This is a genomic window from Streptomyces sp. NPDC048560, assembly GCF_040650955.1.
Lineage (GTDB): Bacteria > Actinomycetota > Actinomycetes > Streptomycetales > Streptomycetaceae > Streptomyces.
The window spans coordinates 83,774-101,196 of sequence record NZ_JBEZIJ010000005.1; the positions used below are offsets into that span (position 1 = coordinate 83,774).

Annotated in this window: 13 protein-coding genes; 8 read left to right on the top strand and 5 right to left on the bottom strand. The window is 71.4% G+C overall.

Features of this window, described 5'->3' with window-relative positions:
* Positions 1-26 precede the first annotated feature (26 nt).
* A complete protein-coding gene (locus tag AB0C82_RS15390; RefSeq protein WP_362841213.1) occupies positions 27-1,337 on the top strand; it encodes a hypothetical protein in 1,311 nt (436 codons plus the stop codon).
* A gap of 52 nt (positions 1,338-1,389) precedes the next feature.
* Here AB0C82_RS15390 and AB0C82_RS15395 read toward each other — a convergent pair whose 3' ends face one another.
* Positions 1,390-2,703 carry a multidrug effflux MFS transporter gene (locus tag AB0C82_RS15395; RefSeq protein WP_362842050.1) on the bottom strand — a complete coding sequence of 438 codons (1,314 nt, stop codon included), beginning with the start codon at positions 2,701-2,703 and terminating at the stop codon, positions 1,390-1,392.
* An 82-nt stretch (positions 2,704-2,785) separates the two neighbouring features.
* Here AB0C82_RS15395 and AB0C82_RS15400 point away from each other — a divergent pair, with 82 nt between their 5' ends.
* Entirely contained in the window at positions 2,786-3,784 is a 999-nt protein-coding gene (locus AB0C82_RS15400; RefSeq protein WP_362841216.1) for a Gfo/Idh/MocA family oxidoreductase, read from the top strand.
* A gap of 3 nt (positions 3,785-3,787) precedes the next feature.
* On the opposite strand, the gene AB0C82_RS15405 is transcribed toward AB0C82_RS15400, so the two are convergent.
* The gene (locus AB0C82_RS15405) at positions 3,788-5,455 is read right to left on the bottom strand and encodes an alkaline phosphatase D family protein (protein WP_362841219.1); all 1,668 of its coding nucleotides are present in this window, start codon (positions 5,453-5,455) and stop codon (positions 3,788-3,790) included.
* Between the two features lie 142 nt (positions 5,456-5,597).
* On the opposite strand from AB0C82_RS15405, the gene AB0C82_RS15410 reads away from it, so the two are divergent.
* Both AB0C82_RS15410 and AB0C82_RS15415 read left to right on the top strand, forming a co-directional pair.
* Entirely contained in the window at positions 5,598-6,353 is a 756-nt protein-coding gene (locus AB0C82_RS15410; protein WP_362841222.1) for an SDR family oxidoreductase, read from the top strand.
* A 76-nt stretch (positions 6,354-6,429) separates the two neighbouring features.
* Entirely contained in the window at positions 6,430-7,311 is an 882-nt protein-coding gene (locus tag AB0C82_RS15415; protein WP_362841225.1) for a PhzF family phenazine biosynthesis isomerase, read from the top strand.
* A gap of 46 nt (positions 7,312-7,357) precedes the next feature.
* Here AB0C82_RS15415 and AB0C82_RS15420 read toward each other — a convergent pair whose 3' ends face one another.
* A complete protein-coding gene (locus AB0C82_RS15420) occupies positions 7,358-7,969 on the bottom strand; it encodes a TetR/AcrR family transcriptional regulator (protein WP_362841227.1) in 612 nt (203 codons plus the stop codon).
* A gap of 103 nt (positions 7,970-8,072) precedes the next feature.
* Between AB0C82_RS15420 and AB0C82_RS15425 the strand changes: the two genes are divergently transcribed.
* From AB0C82_RS15425 to AB0C82_RS15435, 3 genes are all read left to right on the top strand, one after another.
* Positions 8,073-9,521 (top strand): MFS transporter, encoded by a 1,449-nt coding sequence (locus AB0C82_RS15425; RefSeq protein WP_362841230.1) that lies wholly within the window; start codon positions 8,073-8,075, stop codon positions 9,519-9,521.
* A gap of 73 nt (positions 9,522-9,594) precedes the next feature.
* Positions 9,595-10,176 (top strand): GNAT family protein, encoded by a 582-nt coding sequence (locus tag AB0C82_RS15430; RefSeq protein ID WP_362841232.1) that lies wholly within the window; start codon positions 9,595-9,597, stop codon positions 10,174-10,176.
* A 62-nt stretch (positions 10,177-10,238) separates the two neighbouring features.
* Positions 10,239-11,141, top strand: a complete 903-nt coding sequence (locus tag AB0C82_RS15435) for a glycosyltransferase (RefSeq protein WP_362841234.1) — start codon at positions 10,239-10,241, stop codon at positions 11,139-11,141.
* 28 nt (positions 11,142-11,169) lie between these two features.
* On the opposite strand, the gene AB0C82_RS15440 is transcribed toward AB0C82_RS15435, so the two are convergent.
* Both AB0C82_RS15440 and AB0C82_RS15445 read right to left on the bottom strand, forming a co-directional pair.
* A complete protein-coding gene (locus AB0C82_RS15440) occupies positions 11,170-11,613 on the bottom strand; it encodes a hypothetical protein (protein ID WP_362841237.1) in 444 nt (147 codons plus the stop codon).
* Position 11,614: 1 nt separating this feature from the next.
* Positions 11,615-15,592, bottom strand: coding sequence for a hypothetical protein (locus tag AB0C82_RS15445; RefSeq protein WP_362841240.1), 3,978 nt, complete (start codon positions 15,590-15,592; stop codon positions 11,615-11,617).
* A gap of 369 nt (positions 15,593-15,961) precedes the next feature.
* Here AB0C82_RS15445 and AB0C82_RS15450 point away from each other — a divergent pair, with 369 nt between their 5' ends.
* Positions 15,962-17,407 carry a Gfo/Idh/MocA family oxidoreductase gene (locus tag AB0C82_RS15450; protein ID WP_362841243.1) on the top strand — a complete coding sequence of 482 codons (1,446 nt, stop codon included), beginning with the start codon at positions 15,962-15,964 and terminating at the stop codon, positions 17,405-17,407.
* The last annotated feature ends 16 nt before the right edge of the window (positions 17,408-17,423 follow it).

A 17,423-nucleotide genomic window follows, 5' to 3' on the forward strand; every position in this document is an offset into this window, starting at 1 on the left:
TACGGGGATCGCTCATCGGGGGGACCATGAGACAGAGGATCGTGCGCCTGGCTCTGGCCGGAGGGGTGCTGGTCCTGGCCCTGCTGCTCCTGCTGGCGACCTGCGGGGGTGACAGCGGCGGCGACAGGAACGGCGGGAAACCCGGGAAGCCGGCGAAGAAGAGCGCGGGTCCCTCGACGCGGCTGACCGTCCCGCCGGAGTACTCGACGACCCACGGCTGGGAGATCATCGGCGCGGCGCCCGAGTTCGCGCTCTCGCGCCCGACGGGCCGGCTGGCCTTCCTGGTGACAGCCTCCGGGAACCGCTACCGGCTGCGGACCATAGACGCGGAGTCCGGAAAACTGGCGTGGAGCGGCACGGCCTGGCGTCCGCCGGACCCGCTGCACTTCCCGAAGCTGCTCGCCGTGTCCACGGCGGACCGCCAGTACTTCGTGACCTGGGCGTACGGGAAGGTCGGCGAAGGCCTCTCCGCCACGGACACCTTCGTCTCCCTGGACGTGTACGACGCGGCCGACGGCACCCGCCGCCGTGTCGAGGTGCCGTGGAACGGAGCGCCCAAGGTCACCGCCACGGGTCCCGCCATCCTGATCAGTGACGGGCGTGCGAACAGCGCGGTGATCGACCCGGCCACCGGTGAGGTGTCCCGGGTCGCCGCCACCGCGCTGAATTACCCCAAGGGCTGTCCGGCATGCAAGCAGCTCACCGAGGTCCGTGGCCAGACGGAGCGGGGGCTGCTCGTGAGCGGGGCGCGGGAGTTCTGGGTGCGCGGGGGCTGGTTCAGCCGGAACGTGGCCCCCAAGGGCGCCGACCGCCGGAGCGGCGTGCCGACGTCGGTGGCGCCGGGCTGGATCCTGGCGAAATGGCAGCTGGCCAAGGGCGCGAAGCGGGTCGCGAGCCATGAGCTGTGGGCGGTCCACGAAGCGGCGACGGGTAAGCCGGTGGTCTCGGTGGAGTGCCACAAGCCGGCGATCGAGCCGGGGCGGTATCCGGAGGCCGTCGTGGCGCCGTCGGACGGCTATCTCGTCGCCGGGAACCTCGGCTTCGACCTGGGGGCGGCGAAGGGATTCTGCCTGGAGGACGAGGACGGCTCGGCCTCGGTGATGCTCGCCTCGGTGACGGACCGGGGCGTGGCCTACGGCGCCAGGAACGTGCGCGACGCCTCGGACGCCCTGGACGGCGGGGGCGAACCGGTCGAGATGGAACTGACGAACGGGACGATCTCGCCGCTGTCACCGAATGTGCGGCTGCCGGGGATGGAGGCGGCGGGCGTCGGGCTGTTCCGCTGGATGGACCGCAGGGACCGGCTCCATCTGATCGGCTACCCCCGCAGCGGCTGACCGGGAAGGGGCGGGCGCCCGTGCCCCCGCCCCTTCCTTCTCACGTCGGACGTCAGAGCCCGCCCACCGTGCGGGCCTGCTGCCACGGCCTGCACAGCGCCAGGAAGCACACCACCGCTCCCAGCGCGCAGACCACCTGCACCACGGCCATCGGCACGGCCGTCCGCTCCCCCGCGATCCCGACCAGGGGCGAGGCGATCGCGCCGATCAGGAACGACGACGTACCGAGCAGCGCCGAGGCCGAACCGGCCGCGTGCTTCGTACGCATCAGCGCCTGGGCGTTGGTGTTGGGCATGGCGAGGCCCATCGCCGACATCAGCACGAAGAGCCCGGCCGCCACCGGCACCAGGCCGACGTCACCGAACACGCCGGACGTCATCAGCAGGAGCGCGAGGGCCGCCAGCGAGATGACGCCGAGTCCGAAGCCGAGCGCCTTGTCCAGGCTGACCCGTCCCACCAGCACCTTGCCGTTGATCTGTCCGACGGTGATCAGGCCGATCGAGTTGATGCCGAAGAGCAGGCTGAACGTCTGCGGCGAGGCGCCGTAGATCTCCTGGACGACGAACGGGGAGGCGCTCACGTAGGCGAAGAGCGCGGCGAAGGCGAGGCTGCCCGCGATCATGTAGCCGGTGAACACCCGGTCGGCGAGCAGCCCGCGCATGGTGCGCAGCGCCTCGCCGACCCCGCCGGTGTGGCGTTCCTCGGGCGGCAGCGTCTCGTGCAGCCACTTCCACACGACCAGGGTCAGCACGATGCCGACGCCGGTGAGCACGACGAAGATGCCCCGCCAGTCGGTGAAGCGGAGGACCTGTCCGCCGATCACCGGAGCGATGACGGGGGCGACCCCGGAGATGAGCATCAGGGTGGAGAAGAACTTGGCCATCTCCACCCCGTCGTAGAGGTCACGGACCACGGCCCGGGAGATCACGATGCCCGCAGCGCCCGCCAGCCCCTGCAGGAGGCGGAAGCCGATGAGGAGTTCGGCGGTGGGTGCGAACGCGCAGATCGCGGTGGCGATCACGTAGACGATCATGCCGAGGAGCAGCGGTCTGCGCCGGCCCCACCGGTCGCTCATGGGTCCGACGACGAGCTGTCCGAGCGCCATGCCCGCCAGACAGGCGGTCAGGGTGAGCTGGACGGTCGACGCGGGGGCGTGCAGGACGTCAGTGACCTCCGGAAGCGCCGGGAGGTACATGTCCATGGAGAGGGGCGGCAGCGCGGTCAGTCCGCCGAGAACCAGGGTGACCAGCAGTCCGGTCCGCCGGGCGGCGGGGGTGGACGTGATCGGGGCGATGCCGGGTACGGCGCCGGCCCCTGTCGTGGGTATGTGCTCTTTCTGGGCCCGGCTTCCGCCGCTGTCCGGCATTCTCATCTCCGCATCGTTGAATCCGCATCTATGCTCTCAGCTCAGCCACGATGGTTGGAACCGTTTACTTATGGGGGCGGACATGAGCAGAACTGTGCGATGGGGCGTGCTGGCCACGGGCGGTATAGCCGCGCGGTTCACCGAGGACCTCCTCGGGATGCCGGATGCCGAGGTGGTGGCGGTGGCCTCCCGTACGGACGCCTCCGCGAAGGCGTTCGCCGAACGCTTCGGGATCGGGCGGGCGTACGGGAGCTGGGCCGGGCTCCTCGCCGACGACGAGGTCGACGTGGTGTACGTGGCCACACCGCACTCCGCGCACCGGGAGGCCGCCGGGCTCGCACTCGAAGCCGGGAAGCACGTGCTGTGCGAGAAGGCGTTCACGCTCAACTCCCGGGAGGCCGAGGAGCTCGTGGCGCTGGCGCGCAAGCGCGGGCTGTTCCTGATGGAAGCGATGTGGACGTACTGCAACCCGGTCATCCGGCGGATGACGGAGCTCGTACGGGACGGCGCGATCGGCGATATCCGCACCGTCCAGGCCGACTTCGGGTTCGCGGGCGCGTTCGACGCCGGGCACCGGCTGCTCGATCCGGCACTGGGCGGCGGCGCGCTGCTGGACCTCGGGGTCTACCCGGTCTCGTTCGCGCACCTGCTGCTCGGTGAGCCGGACCGGGTGCAGGCCGACGCGCTGCTCTCCCCCGGGGGCACCGACCTGAACACCGGGATGCTGCTGGGCTGGTCCGCCACGGGTGCCACCGCGCTGCTCGCCTGCTCGCTCGTCGGCGACCACCCGACGACCGCGTCGGTCACCGGGACCGCCGGCCGGATCGACTTCCCGCACGGCTTCTTCCACCCGGAGCGGTTCGTGCTGCACCGGCCGGGCCGTGAGCCGGAGGAGTTCGACTCGGGTCCGGGCCCGCAGGGCCTCTCGGGGATGCAGTACGAGGCGGCCGAGGTGATGCGCGCGATACGGGCGGGCGAGACGGAGTCCCCGCTCGTACCCCTGGACGGCACACTCGCGGTGATGCGGACGCTCGACGCGGTGCGTGAGCGCGTCGGCGTCCGCTACCCGGCCGACGGATAGCCCTCAGGCGGGCGTGAGGCCGGGGTTTCCCGCCTCGGTCACGAAGGAGGCCGCCGTCGTGACGGGAGCACCGGGCGTCGTGACCGCCGCCACCGTACGGAAGTCGGCGCGGGCCTCCTTCGTGCCGAGGGTGACGAGCGCGTAGCCCCGGCGGCCGTCGTAGAACCTCATGTGCGGGTTGGCCTGCGTCAGGTTGTTCCAGTTCGCGGGCCGCTCCGCACCGTCCTTGCCGCTGCTGATGGACGTGGCGACGATCTCCGTACCGATGGTGCGGGAGGACGGGTCGTCGAAGTCCTTCTTCAGGTCGAGGCCGTAGCCGACGTGCACATCGCCGGTGAGCACCATGAGGTTCTCGACCCCGGCGGCCTCCGCACCGTTCAGGATCCGCTGCCGGGAGGCCGGGTAGCCGTCCCAGGAGTCCATGGACAGCTTGAAGGCGTCGGTCGGTACGTCACGCCGCTGGGCGAAGACGACCTGCTGGGGTACGACGTTCCACCGGGCCCGCGAGGCGCGCCAGCCGTCGATCAGCCAGCGCTCCTGCTCGGCGCCCGTCATGGTGCGCGCGGGGTCCTCGGATTCGGGGCCCGGCACCTTCCAGCCGTCGCCGAACGCCTGGTTGCTGCGGTACTGGCGGGTGTCGAGGATGTCGAACTGGGCGAGCCGCCCGAAGCCGATGCGCCGGTAGAGCCGCATGTCGGGGCCGGTTGGCCGCTGCGGCGCGCGCAGCGGCTGGTTCTCCCAGTACGCGCGGTAGGCGGCGGCCCTGCGGAGCAGGAACTCCTCCGGCGGAACGCTGTTCTCGGGGGTGCCGCCCGCGTAGTTGTTCTCCGTCTCGTGGTCGTCCCAGGTGACGACGAAGGGGTGTGCGGCGTGGGCGGCCCGCAGGTCCGGGTCGGACTTGTAGAGGGCGTACCGCAGCCGGTAGTCCTCCAGCGTGACCGTCTCGCGGTTGTAGTGGGCCGGGAGCGTGCGGTCGGTGTAGGCGCGGGCGCCGCCGGTGGCGTTCACGGCGTACTCGTACAGGTAGTCGCCGAGGTGGAAGACCACGTCGACGTCCTCCTCGGCGAGGTGCCCGTACGGGGTGAAGTAGCCGTCGTGGTACGCCTGGCAGGAGACGGCGGCGATGCTCAGCGAGCTGATGGCCGCGCCGGGGGCGGGGGCCGTGCGGGTCCGGCCTGCCGGGCTGATCCAGGAGCCGGCGCGGAAGCGGTAGTAGAAGACCCGGTCGGAGTCCAGGCCGCCGGCGTCCACGTGGACGCTGTGGGCGAACTCCGGGTGCGCGGTGGCCCATCCGCGCCGGACGACGCGGCGGAAACGCTCGTCGCGGGCGATCTCCCAGCGGACCCTGACGCGGGCCGCGGGCATACCGCTGTCGGGCTCGTACGGACGCGGGGCGAGTCTCGTCCAGAGCAGGACGGAGCCGGGCAGCGGGTCACCCGAGCCGACGCCCAGGGTGAAGGGGTCCTCGGTGATCTGCCGCGGGTCGAGCTCGGCGGCGCTCGCGGCGCCGGCGGCGGGCAGGTTGACGGCGAAGGCCAGTGCCGCCGCGGCGCCGGTGACGGTGAGGAAGCGGCGGCGTCCGAGTCCGGCGCCCAGATGCTGGGCGGCGGCGCGGAGTTCGGTCGAATGGCCCGGCTGCGCGGGCGTTCCGGCGATCTGTGCGGGTGTCATGTGCCCCTCCCCTGACGACTGCTGTCAGGGGAATTGGAGTGCGGGGCGACGACCCCCCGTCGTCGCGTGCACGACATTCCGATGGCGACCCGATGAGCACCGCGTGCCGGCCGCCCCCACACCTCCCGTACGCTGCCGGGGCATGAACGCTGAGCAGAGAATCGCTGTCGTCACGGGTGCCGGATCGGGGATCGGGAAGGCCGTGGCACTGGCCCTGGCCGGTGCGGGCTGGTCGGTGGCCCTGGCCGGGCGGCGGCCGGAGGCACTGGAGGCGACCGCGCGGGAGGCGGGGGCCGCGAGCTCCCTGTGCGTGCGGACGGACGTGACCGACCCGGGCGAGGTGAACGCCCTCTTCGCCGCCGTGCACGAGCGGTTCGGCAGGCTGGACCTGCTCTTCAACAACGCGGGCACGTTCGGGCCGCGCTCCGTCCCGGTCGAGGACATCGCGTACGAGGACTGGCGGGCGGTGGTGGACGTCAACCTCACGGGCGCGTTCCTGTGCGCGCAGGCGGCGTACCGGCGGATGAAGGAGCAGGACCCGCAGGGCGGCCGGATCATCAACAACGGCTCGATCTCCGCGCACGCGCCGCGCCCGCACTCGATCGCGTACACGGCGACGAAGCACGCCATGACGGGGCTGACGAAGTCGCTTTCCCTGGACGGGCGTCCGTACCGGATCGCCTGCGGGCAGATCGACATCGGCAACGCGGCGACGGAGATGACGGAGCGGATGCGGACCGGCATCCTGCAGGCCGGCGGCGACGTGATGGTGGAGCCGGTGATGGCCGCGTCGGACGTGGCGCGGACGGTGCTGCACATGGCGGAACTGCCGCTGGAGGCGAACGTGCAGTTCACCACGGTCATGGCGACGACGATGCCGTACGTGGGCCGGGGCTGAGGGTTTGCGGCCGCCCGGTCCGGGCGCAGGTCCGGTTCCGGGAATGCCCCCGGCGCGACCGGGGTTGAGCTGCGACATGAGTCAGCAATCCGGCACCCCCGGCTCCTCCGCTCCCGCCTCCCCGTCCGACGTGCTCCGGTACACCGCCTTCTCGGGCGACCCTGAGGGCGGCAACCCGGCGGGCGTCGTCCTGGACGCCTCCGGCCTCGACGACGAGGCGATGCTCGCCGTGGCCGCCGAACTCGGCTACAGCGAGACGGCCTTCCTCACCGAGGCGGACGGCCGGGCCTACACGATCCGCTACTTCAGCCCCAAGGCCGAGGTGCCGTTCTGCGGTCACGCCACCGTCGCGACGGCGATCGCCCTGGCGGAACGCGACGGCCCGGGCGACCTGGTGTTCTCGACCCGGGCGGGTACGGTCCCGGTCACCGTCGCCCGCCGGGGCGACGAGCTGCGCGCCACGCTCACCAGCGTCGAGCCGCAGGTCACGGAGATCGCCCCGGACGATCTGGCCGAGGCCCTCGCGGCGCTGGACTGGCCGGCCGCCGACCTGGACCCGTCCCTTCCGCCCCGGATCTCCTACGCGGGCGCCCGGCACCTGGTGCTGGCCGCCGCGACCCGCGAGCGGCTCGCGGACCTGGCGTACGACTTCGCGCGCCTCGAAGCGCTCATGCACCGCATCGACCTGACGACGGTCCAGCTCGTGTGGCGCGAGGGGCCGGCCGTCTTCCACGTGCGCGACCCCTTCCCGGTCGGCGGGGTGGTCGAGGACCCGGCGACCGGCGCCGCCGCGGCGGCCTTCGGCGCGTACGCGCGTGAACTGGCGGTCGTCCCGGAGGCCGCGGTCCTGACCCTGCACCAGGGCGAGGACATGGGCCGCCCGGGCACGCTGACCGTGGAGCTGCGCGCCGGCGACAGCCGCGTCCGGGTGACCGGCACGGGCACGCGCATCGGCTGACCGTACGACGGGGCCGCGGCGCGGGACGCCGTGCCCGCTCCGGCCCTCAGCTCACGTACACACCCGCCCTCGCCGCCACCGCGGCGGCTTCGGCCGCCCGGTCGGCGGCGGCTTCGTCGAGCGCGCCCCCGCCGGTCAGCAGCCGGTAGTAGAGCGGCGCCGAGACGGCCCGGATCACCTCCGACGCGTCGGTACCGGCGGGCAGCTCGCCGCGCCCGATCGCCGCCCGGACGCAGCCGGCCCACTCCGTGACACGCACCTCGTAGAAGCGGTGCAGCGCCTCCGCCGTACGGGCGTCGCAGGTCGCGGCCGCGATCACGGACGTGAAGAGGGCGCCCTGACGCGGGTCGGTCAGCGTCCTGACGACCAGGCGGGCGTTGGCCGTGAGGTCCTGCTCCAGTGAACCGAGGTCCGTACGCGGTACGGACTGGTCGGCCATGTCCGCCAGCAGGTCGGCGACCAGGCCCGCCGGGGTGGACCAGCGCCGGTAGACGGTCGTCTTGCCGACCTCCGCGCGCCGTGCGACGTCGGCGAGGTCGAGCCCGCCGAAGCCGTGTTCGGCCAGCGCGTCGCCCGCCGCCCGCAGAACCGCGTCCCGCACCCGGGCCGTCCGTCCACCGGGCCGGACCATGCCCGGCTCGCCACCCTCAACATCCATAACGGGTCTCCAGTTCCATTAGCTCGCTCGTTCCTGTTACGGTGACTCCATCTTAATGGAACCACAGAACCATTAAGGCGTCCCGTCCCAGGAAAGGGCACCCATGTCCACATCCAGCACGGCACCGCTCGCGCCCCCGGCCCCGCAAGCGGCCGACCCCCGCATGTCGGGACGGCAGAAGCTCGTCCTCACGCTCCTCCTCGGCGCCCAGTTCATGATCGCCGTGGACTTCTCGATCCTGAACGTCGCACTCCCGGTGGTCGGCGAGGGACTCGGGTTCTCCCTCTCCCACCTCCAGTGGATCGCCACCTCCTTCGCCCTCGCCGCGGCCGGTTTCACCCTCCTGCTCGGCCGCGTCGCCGATCTCGTCGGCCGCAAGCGCCTCTTCATCGGCGGCATGGTCGTCCTCGGCCTCTCCTCCGCACTCGGCGGCCTCGCCGACTCGCCCGAAGTGCTCCTCACCGCACGGGTGCTGCAGGGCCTCGCCACCGCGGCCGTCACCCCGGCCGGGCTCGCCCTGCTCACCACCTCGTTCAAGGAGGGCAGGCTGCGCGAACGCGCCCTCGGGCTCAACGGCGCTCTGATGTCCGCCGGGTTCACCGCCGGCGCGATCCTCGGCGGGCTGCTGACCGACCTGCTCTCCTGGCGCTGGGCCTTCTTCGTCAACGTGCCGGTCGCCGCCCTCGTCGTCGCCCTCGCCCCGTCCGTCATCACCGACTCACGGCCCGCCGTCCGCCCGAAGCTCGACGTTCCCGGCGCCGTCACGGTCACCGGCGGACTCCTGCTCCTCGTGTACGGACTGACCCAGGCGGGCGAGACCGGCTGGACCGCACCCGCCACCCTCGCCGCCCTGTCGGCGGGCGCCGCGCTCCTCGTCGGCTTCTGGTTCGTCGAGAAGCGGGCGGCGGCGCCCCTCGTCCCCGTACACATCCTGAAGCGCCGCAGCGTCATCTGGGGCAACGCCACCGGTCTCATCGCCTTCGTCACCGAGACCTCGCTGGTCTTCCTCCTCACGCTCTACCTCCAGGAGGTCCTCGGTTACTCGCCGCTCGCCACCGGCCTCGCCTTCGGTGTCCTGGGCATCGGTACGGTGATCGGCGGCACCCTCGGCGGACGCGCGGTCGGCCGCTTCGGCACCCGGCGCACCATCGTCTTCGGCGGCATCGTGCAGGCCGCCGCCACCCTCTCCCTGGTGGCGCTCGGCACCTCCGGCGGCTGGATCCAGCTCGTGCTGGCAGCCACCTTCATCGGCGGTATCGGCAACATGCTGATGATCGTCGGCTTCATGGTCACCGCCACCTCGGGCCTCCCCGACGAGGAGCAGGGTCTCGCCACCGGACTGGCGACCATGACCCAGCAGGTCGGCATCACCCTGGGCATCCCGGTCATGAGCGCCGTCGTCACCGCCCGCATGGCAGGAGCCACGGGTCCTGACGCGGTGCTGTCCGGTGTCGCGCTCGCCGTACTGGTGAACTCCGCGCTCGTCCTGGCCGGCGCCCTGGCCGCCTGGTTCCTCCTCGGGCGGCGCGAGGTGCGGAGCCCGGCCGGGTGAGCCGGTCACCGGCCGGCCGGGACGCGCCCGCGTCGGCACCCGCCGGCCGGGCGCGTCGCGGCAGGATACGGACATGGCTCAGCCGCTGACCGTTCCGAGCATGACCGCGGGCCCCGACTTCGTCCTGCGCCCCTGGGAGCTCAGTGACCTCACCCTCGTACGGGAGGCCGCGGCGGACGACTACATCCCCCTGATCACCACCATTCCCGCCCCGTACTCGGACGGGGCCGCCGAGGCCTTCGTCCGCAGGCAGTGGGACCGGGCGGCCACCGGCGCCGGATACCCCTTCGTCGTCGCCCGTACCCGCGACCGGCGGCCGGTCGGCTCGATCGGCCTGTGGCTGAGGGACCTGCCCGAGGGCCGGGCATCGGTGGGCTACTGGCTGGTGGCCCCGGCGCGCGGACAGGGAGTGGCCGGAGCGGCCCTGCGCACGGTGAGCACCTGGGCCCTGCACGAGCTGGGCATCCCCCGGGTCCAGCTCCTCGTCGAACCCTGGAACACCGCGTCGGCGCGTACCGCCGAGGCCGCCGGATTCCGGCGCGAGGGGCTGCTGCGGAGCTGGCAGCAGGTGGGGGACCGGCGCCGGGACATGCTCATGTACGCCGTCCTGAACGACGAACGCCCTTCCGATGACCCGGCGGCCACGGCCAGGTGAACCCCCGGACGTTACGATCACGCGCACCGCAGCACCGTCGACGAACCCAGGAGTGCCGACCCTTGACCGAACCTCGCATCGGCGTATCCATCGTGACCATGGGAGACCGGCCGCGGCAGGTCGAGGCGCTCCTCGCGTCCGTGGCCATGCAGGACGTCCGGCCCGCCCGGGTCGTCGTCGTCGGCAACGGCTCACCGCTGCCCGACTTCAGCGCCCTGCCCGGCCTGTCCGCGCTGGAGGGCGGCGTCACCACGATCGAGCTCGACGAGAATCTCGGCTGCCCCGGCGGGCGCAACGTGGCCCTGAGCCGGCTGGCCGAGCTGGGCGACGTGGACGTGGTCGTCGAGCTGGACGACGACGGACTGCTCGTCGACAGCGGGGTGTTCCGCCGGGTGCGGGAGCTGTACGCCGCCGATCCCCGGCTCGGCATCGTCGGGTTCCGTATCGCCGACGAGCACGGTGAGACGCAGCGCCGCCACGTGCCACGGCTGCGCGCCACGGACCCGATGCGGCGCGGCCCGGTGACGGCGTTCCTCGGCGGCGGTCACGCCTTGTCCATGAAGATGCTCGCGGAGACCGGCACCTGGCCCGCCGAGTTCTTCTTCACGCACGAGGAGACCGATCTGTCCTGGCGCGCGCTCGACGCGGGCTGGAAGATCCTCTACGAACCCGACCTGCTCCTCCAGCACCCGAAGACCTCCCCGGCACGCCACGCGGTCTACTACCGGATGACGGCCCGTAACCGGGTCTGGCTGGCCCGCCGCAATCTGCCCCTGCCGCTGGTCCCCGCGTACCTGGGCACCTGGACCCTTCTCACCGTGGCCAGGACCCGTTCGCCGAAGGGCCTGCGGGCGTGGGCGGGCGGCTTCGCCGAGGGGGTGCGGACCCCGTGCGGCACCCGCAGCCCGATGAGCTGGCGCACGGTGTGGCGCATGACGATGCTGGGCCGCCCTCCGGTGATCTGACCGAGCGCCGGCCCCTGTCGCCGGGGCTTCACGACGGGTGGGCTGTGGCCTCCGGGCAACCGCCTGGCCGCTCACTCACACGTACGGCCGTCGTGGGCCCCAGCGGGAGCGGCAGCGTGAACGTCCCGCAGGTGAGCGCCTCACCCCCACCGAAGCGTGCGACGACCCGGACCGCGTCCGAACTCCGGTGCGCGGCCCAGTGTCTGGGCGCCGCGGCGCCGATCTCGGCGTCCGTCAGTTCACCGTCCCCCGCGGCACGGCCGAGGGCGCCGGCGGTGCTCCCGATCTGTCGCCGGACGTTGTCCTGTTCGTTCGCCGCGGTCTCCTCCCGGTGGCCGGGCAGGGCGAACTCGACGACGTAGAACGTCAGCCCCGCCGCTGTGAGCAGGGCGACGAGGAGCAGCAGGGCGGCGCCCCCGGACAGCCGAGCTGTCCAGGAGCGCCGCGTGTCGCTGTGGGTTCCAGGGGTCATGTCAGGACCCTAGATACCCGATCTGGCCGAGACGGGTCTGCATGACGCCCGCGTACCCGGTGGTTCCGGCCGACTTGGGGTGGAAGGACTCACGGCTGAGGCAGTCGCCGCCCAGCCACGACCAGGTGCAGAAGGGGCTGGCCGTGTCGTCCGGATGGAAGTCGCCGTCGCCGTTCGGGCCGATGACGACCTTGTTGATCCACTCGGGATCGTCGCAGCCGCCGTGCCCGACGAAGGCACTGACCGGGTTCGCGTAGTCGATCTTGACGCCGGTCGCCTTCATCTCGTTGACGAGCGTCTGCTGCTTGCCGTCGGCGTAGTTGACGAGCTCGGCGAGCGCGTCCACCTCCGTCATGTCGATGTACCAGGAGCCCGCGCACTTGACGGTCCGGCTGAGCAGTTCCGGATACCCCATCAGGACGATCTGGGCGTTGGGCGCCTTGTACCTGATGTCCGACAGCGTGGTCCGCAGGTCCGGGATCATCGTGTCGACCTTGCCCTTGTACTTGGGCAGGAAGTTGTCGTCGTTCGCGCAGTTGCCGAGGTCGGAGCACTCCATCATGGCGCCGGTGAAGCCGCCTCCGTCGTTGCCGCCGAGGGTGAGCATCACGAGTGTCGTGTCGGCGGTGAGCACCCCGGACCGCGCCTGGGCCTGCTCATGGAACTGGCCTTCCTTGTAGGACTGCCAGTTGTTGCCCCAGGCGGTGTCCCAGACGTTGTGCGTCATGGCGCCGGAGCAGGCCACGAAGCCCAGTTCCGCGTCGGTGCTCCAGTTGTCGGAGAGGGAGCCCAGCGAACCGGACGTGCCCGGGAGCGTGATCTTGCGGCCCCAGGCGTCCTTGCTGCGGCGGCAGGCGTTCCATCGCTCGCTGCCGTGGTCGTTGTCGCTCTCGGCCAGGTAGCTGCCCGCGCCCTCACCCGAGGCGTAGGAGTCGCCGAGGACGGCCACGATGTGCTTGGGCTTGCCCGGCAGGGGCTGGAAGGCGACCGCGTCGAAGGCCACGTCGTCGTCGCCGACGCCGTCGTCGGTCTGGGTGGTGAGCCGCACCCGGGGCACACCGCTCATCTTGTAGACACCGAGCGAGACCCAGTTGTTGGCGTACCGCTTCTGGTTGACGTAGCGCGTCTTGGTGAACGTGCCGCTGCCGGTGTCGATCTCGTACTTGGCCTGCTGGGTGTGGGCGCCGTGGTCGGGCAGATGGACGAGCACCCGCTGCCAGTCCGTGCGGGAGGCGCCCAGGCTCCAGGTGCCGTCGAACTCCAGCTTGGAGTCGGACGAGGTGCGGCTGTGGCCGAAGTAGAAGTGGCCGTTGAACCCGGCACCCAGCTGGTGGAGGTCCACCTTGGAGGTGTGGTTCCCACTGCTGTCGGAGGAGAAGTTGAAGGTGAAGCTGCCGGTGGTGGCCACACGGGCAGCACAGTCGGCGGGTCTCGCCGAGGCATGGGTGGTGTTGTCCACGACCAGCGCGTTGGAGGGCAGAGCGTTGCCCGAAGCGGTCGCGGAACGGCTGCAGTTGGGCTTGTACGGGTTGCCGTCGGCCTGTTCCGCGTACGTCGAGTCGAACCGTACGAGCTCATTGCCGCAGCTGTAGCTGCAGTCCGACTTCCAGGTGACGTCGGACGTCCACCAGCACTTGAAGTCCAGCTTGCCCGCGGAGTCCGTGTGGGTGCACGGCCCGCTGGCGTCGTTGCCGTTGCTGTTGTTGATCTTGCTGGGATCGCACCAGTTGGCCGCGGTGCAGAAGGTGCTCTCGGGCGCCTTGACCCGGGTGCGGTTCATCGGCCCGGTGGTCACGTCACCGTTCCACCACGCCGCGCGGAAGCCGGCGACCATCGTGCCCGGGGACTCCATCAGCTCCGGCGGGTGACCGGCGAAGCCGAGGACCTTCTCCGTGTAGGGCCAGTCCTGCGGGTGGGCGGCGTCGGCGTAGCTCAGGTCCATGAAGGACGGCCGGTCTGCGACGTACTCCGGGTTGGCCGGGTTGTTCAGCCAGCCCACGCCCCAGGGCTCGCAGCAGCCGAGGTTGGGGTGGAAGCCGGAGTTGTACGCCCAGATGGCGAAGTACCAGTTCTCCAGCTTGGACCAGTCGCCGTTGTTGACCTGCATTCCGGCGGCGGCGACCTCGTTCCACTTGTCGCTGAGCTTCTGGACGCCGACCGCCACGTTCACGGTGTAGTCCAGGGCGATCGCGCGCTGGGTGTTGTACGCGTACGCCGTCTCGCCGGGCTTCTCGCGGCCGGCGAGCCGCATCCCGTCGGTGATCTGGGTGACGCCGTAACCGCAGTCCGCGTCCGCCCAGTTGATGTCCCAGTCGTCGCCCGCGTTGTCGTTGTAGATGTCACGGCCGTAGTAGTTGCCGATCAGCGGGTTGCCGGTGACACCGGGCACCGCGACACGGGAGGTCTGCCACATGTTCGACTCCTGCGCGGTGATGCCGAGCATCACCTGCGCGGGAACGTGCCCGCCGCCGGTCAGCGTGCGCTTGGGGAAGAGCGTCTGCGGCTGGTACGCGGGCATGCCGAGGTTCTTCCAGCCCGCCGGGCGGCTGATGTGGTTGTTCAGGGTGCCCATGATGGCCTGGTCGACCGCCCATTCCACCTGCCGGGGCTTGGGCTGCATGGCCTGGTTGTGGGGGTCGTTGCGCGGGACCGAGCAGTAGCGCTCGGCCTCCACCGGGTCGGTGGGAGAGCCCGAGGCGACGGCGGCCGACAGCTTCTCGGGGGCCGGAGCGCCGATGGCGGGCGACAGGGACCTGCCCTGCGCCTCGAACTTGGCGGGCCTGGCCCCCGGTTCGACGGTGAACGAGGCCTTCTTGCCCGTCGTACGCACGGTGAAGCCCACCGCGACCGCACGGTTGCCCGACCGGTCGGGCTCGACTGCGCGGGCGTCCTTGCCGTCCGCCCACACGGTGCCCGCGACCACGGCCGCACCACGGGTCGAGACCCGTGCGTCCTTGGGCGCTCCCTTCAGCCGCTCCACCGTCGCGGGGAGGCCGGCGGCGACGGAGTCCGCGGCGCCGGTGATGAAGCTGCGGCCCTGCGCGCCCCGCACGAGGCCGAGTTCACCCCAGGCGCCGGTGGCCAGCGTCCGCGCCTTCTTCTCACCCGAGGCGACCCGGGAGACCTTCGCCTTGCCGTCCTTGCCGCGGTCCATGAAGACGACCGCGCCCTCGGCGTCCTGGCTGAGCCGCAGCGGAATCCTGCCCGCCGGTGCCAGCGTGGACCGTGCGCCCTTGTCCGTGACGCGTACGACCCGCGCGGCGTCGGCGGCGGCGAATCCGCCCTCCTTCAGGGGGATGGCGGAGGTGACCTGGCCCGCGAGCGTGACGGGCTTGCCCAGCTTGCCGGTGGCGGTGTCCAGCCGGATCAGCCGGGTCTGCTTCTTGTCCTCGACGCCGCCCTGGGTGAGCGCGGCACTCTCGCCGTTGCCGCATCCGGGGTTGTAGTACGCGAGGGAGGTCTGCACCGGGAGCTTGCGGACCGCGCCGGTGGTGAGGTCGACGACGGCGGAGAACCCGCCACGGGTGAACAGTTCGCCCTTGTTGGTGAAGGTCCGCGGACCGTACACGACGACGGCCCGCTGCCCGGAGCCGGTCACACAGGCGTTGCCGATCCACATGTCGGTGTCGAAGCCGGGCTCACTGAGCGAGGCCGCCGTGCGCCAGGCGTAGCCGGACTTGGCGTCGGCGACCAGGAGGTGGAAGCCCTCCGAGTCACTGGTGGTGGTCCAGGCCCGGTCTCCCGAGGTCTTCCAGCCCTTGCCGATGATCTTCGCGCGGTCCCGCTCGGGGATCGCCGAGGGATCGTCGGCGGGCGTGTCCGTGGGACCGGGCAGAGCGGCGCCGATCGGCTTGCGGCCGTCCGGGTCCTGGGCCGACGCGGGTTGCGCCAGCCCGAGAAGTGATGCGCACAGAGCGAGCGCCGTGCCAGTGACCAGGGCGGCGGATCTCCGCCGCCCTGGTCGCTCGGTCGATGCCATGGAGGGGCTCCTGTCGGGTCGGCGGAGAGTGGGCCGTGCGGTGGTCCTGCTCGCGTGTGCCGCCTCGGTGCGCACGACGCGCGCGCTGGTGCCTGACGTGCGGAGTGCCGTCGGAACTGCTGGGAGCGCTCCCGCTGCCGGGGCCGCCGGGTGTCAGCACCGGCCAAGCCTGGGAGTCACTCCTCTCGCCGCGCTCTCGCCACCGTCTCCCGGGGCGCCGACCTGCCCGCCTCGCACCCCCAGCCCTTGATGGATGCTTGATTTTGTTCGCAACAGGCCTTCTGCGAGCAGCTATTGACATGTGACCGACATTCCCGCGAGAGTCGTTGCCGCCAGTGATGCCGGTCACATGACAGGAGCGTTGTCGCCATGTCTGAAATACCCGCAGTCTCACGCCGTCTGGTCCTGGGAGGGACGCTGGCCACGGGGGCGATCGCCGCCGGGATCGGCTCGGCCGGGGGCGCCGCGGCCGCGCCGGCCGCCGCCCCCGCACCGGCGGGAGCCGGTACGCCGCGCCGCGCGGCCGGACAGAAGTCGATGATCAACGTGCCGTTCGAGCCGTACGCGACCGTCCGCGTCGGGGTGATCGGACTCGGCAACCGGGGCTCCGGGATGACCACGGGCTGGTCCGTCGTCCCCGGCTGCACCGTCACGGCGGTGTGCGACATCCGCGCCGACCGCGTGAAGCGCACCGCCGACGGGCTGGTGACGAACGGAAAGCCGCGTCCCGCGGAGTTCGGCGGCTCCGCCGGCTCGTACGCGGAGATGCTCGAACGCGACGACATCGACCTCGTCTACATCGCCACCCCTTGGGAGTTCCACCACGAGCAGGGCAAGGCGGCTCTCCTCGCCGGCAAGCACGTGATCGTCGAACTCCCCATCGCCACCGAGCTGGACGAGCTGTGGGACCTCGTCGACACCTCGGAGCGCACCCGCAGGAACCTGATGCTCGCCGAGAACTGCAACTACGGCCGCAACGAGCTGGCCATGCTGAAGATGGCCCACGAGGGCCTGTTCGGCGACATCACCAACGGACACGGCGGCTATCTGCACGACCTGCGCGCCCTGTTGTTCTCCAGCACGTACTACACCGACTCCTGGCGCCGGCTGTGGCACACCCGCTCCACCGCCTCCTTCTACGCCATGCACGGCCTCGCCCCGATCGCGGCGGCCATGGACATCAACCGGGGCGACCGGATGACCACGCTGAAGGCCACCGCGACCGCGCCGAAGGGCCTGGCCGACTACCGGGAGCGCTTCGTCCCCAGGTCCCACCCTTCGTGGAACGAGACGTACGTCAACGGCGACCTCGTGAGCTGCGCCATCGAGACCGCGAACGGCAGGACCATCCGGGCCGAGCACGATGTGAGCTCTCCCCGCCCGTACAGCAGGATCAACACCCTCGCCGGAAGCCGCGGCATCTTCGAGGACTACGCGGGCACCTCGACGACCGGCGGACGCATCTACGTGGAACCGGACCACGGCGGGCACTCCTGGCGCGACTTCGACACGTACCGCAAGGAGTTCGACCACTGGCTGTGGAAGAAGATCGGTGACGACGCCGCGAACAACGGCGGCCACGGCGGCATGGACTACGTCCTGCAGTGGCGCACGATCCAGCTGATGCGGGCGGGGCTGGTCCCCGACATCGACGTGTACGACTCGGCCGCATGGTGCGCGCCCGTCCCGCTGAGCGTCATGTCCCTGGCCGACAAGGGCCGTCCGGTCGCCGTACCCGACTTCACCCGGGGCTCCTGGGTCAACCTGCGTACCGGTCTGGACTCACGGGAGACGGACATGCCCCCGGTCGCGTAGCGCAGTCCGTCCCAGG

What these genes read in the sequence shown, in the direction of transcription:
- AB0C82_RS15390 (WP_362841213.1), top strand. Translation starts at nt 27, where the DNA reads ATGAGACAGAGGATCGTGCGCCTGGCTCTGGCCGGAGGGGTGCTGGTC.
- AB0C82_RS15395 (WP_362842050.1), bottom strand. Translation starts at nt 2,703, where the DNA reads ATGCCGGACAGCGGCGGAAGCCGGGCCCAGAAAGAGCACATACCCACG.
- AB0C82_RS15400 (WP_362841216.1), top strand. Translation starts at nt 2,786, where the DNA reads ATGAGCAGAACTGTGCGATGGGGCGTGCTGGCCACGGGCGGTATAGCC.
- AB0C82_RS15405 (WP_362841219.1), bottom strand. Translation starts at nt 5,455, where the DNA reads ATGACACCCGCACAGATCGCCGGAACGCCCGCGCAGCCGGGCCATTCG.
- AB0C82_RS15410 (WP_362841222.1), top strand. Translation starts at nt 5,598, where the DNA reads ATGAACGCTGAGCAGAGAATCGCTGTCGTCACGGGTGCCGGATCGGGG.
- AB0C82_RS15415 (WP_362841225.1), top strand. Translation starts at nt 6,430, where the DNA reads ATGAGTCAGCAATCCGGCACCCCCGGCTCCTCCGCTCCCGCCTCCCCG.
- AB0C82_RS15420 (WP_362841227.1), bottom strand. Translation starts at nt 7,969, where the DNA reads ATGGATGTTGAGGGTGGCGAGCCGGGCATGGTCCGGCCCGGTGGACGG.
- AB0C82_RS15425 (WP_362841230.1), top strand. Translation starts at nt 8,073, where the DNA reads ATGTCCACATCCAGCACGGCACCGCTCGCGCCCCCGGCCCCGCAAGCG.
- AB0C82_RS15430 (WP_362841232.1), top strand. Translation starts at nt 9,595, where the DNA reads ATGGCTCAGCCGCTGACCGTTCCGAGCATGACCGCGGGCCCCGACTTC.
- AB0C82_RS15440 (WP_362841237.1), bottom strand. Translation starts at nt 11,613, where the DNA reads ATGACCCCTGGAACCCACAGCGACACGCGGCGCTCCTGGACAGCTCGG.
- AB0C82_RS15445 (WP_362841240.1), bottom strand. Translation starts at nt 15,592, where the DNA reads ATGGCATCGACCGAGCGACCAGGGCGGCGGAGATCCGCCGCCCTGGTC.
- AB0C82_RS15450 (WP_362841243.1), top strand. Translation starts at nt 15,962, where the DNA reads ATGTCTGAAATACCCGCAGTCTCACGCCGTCTGGTCCTGGGAGGGACG.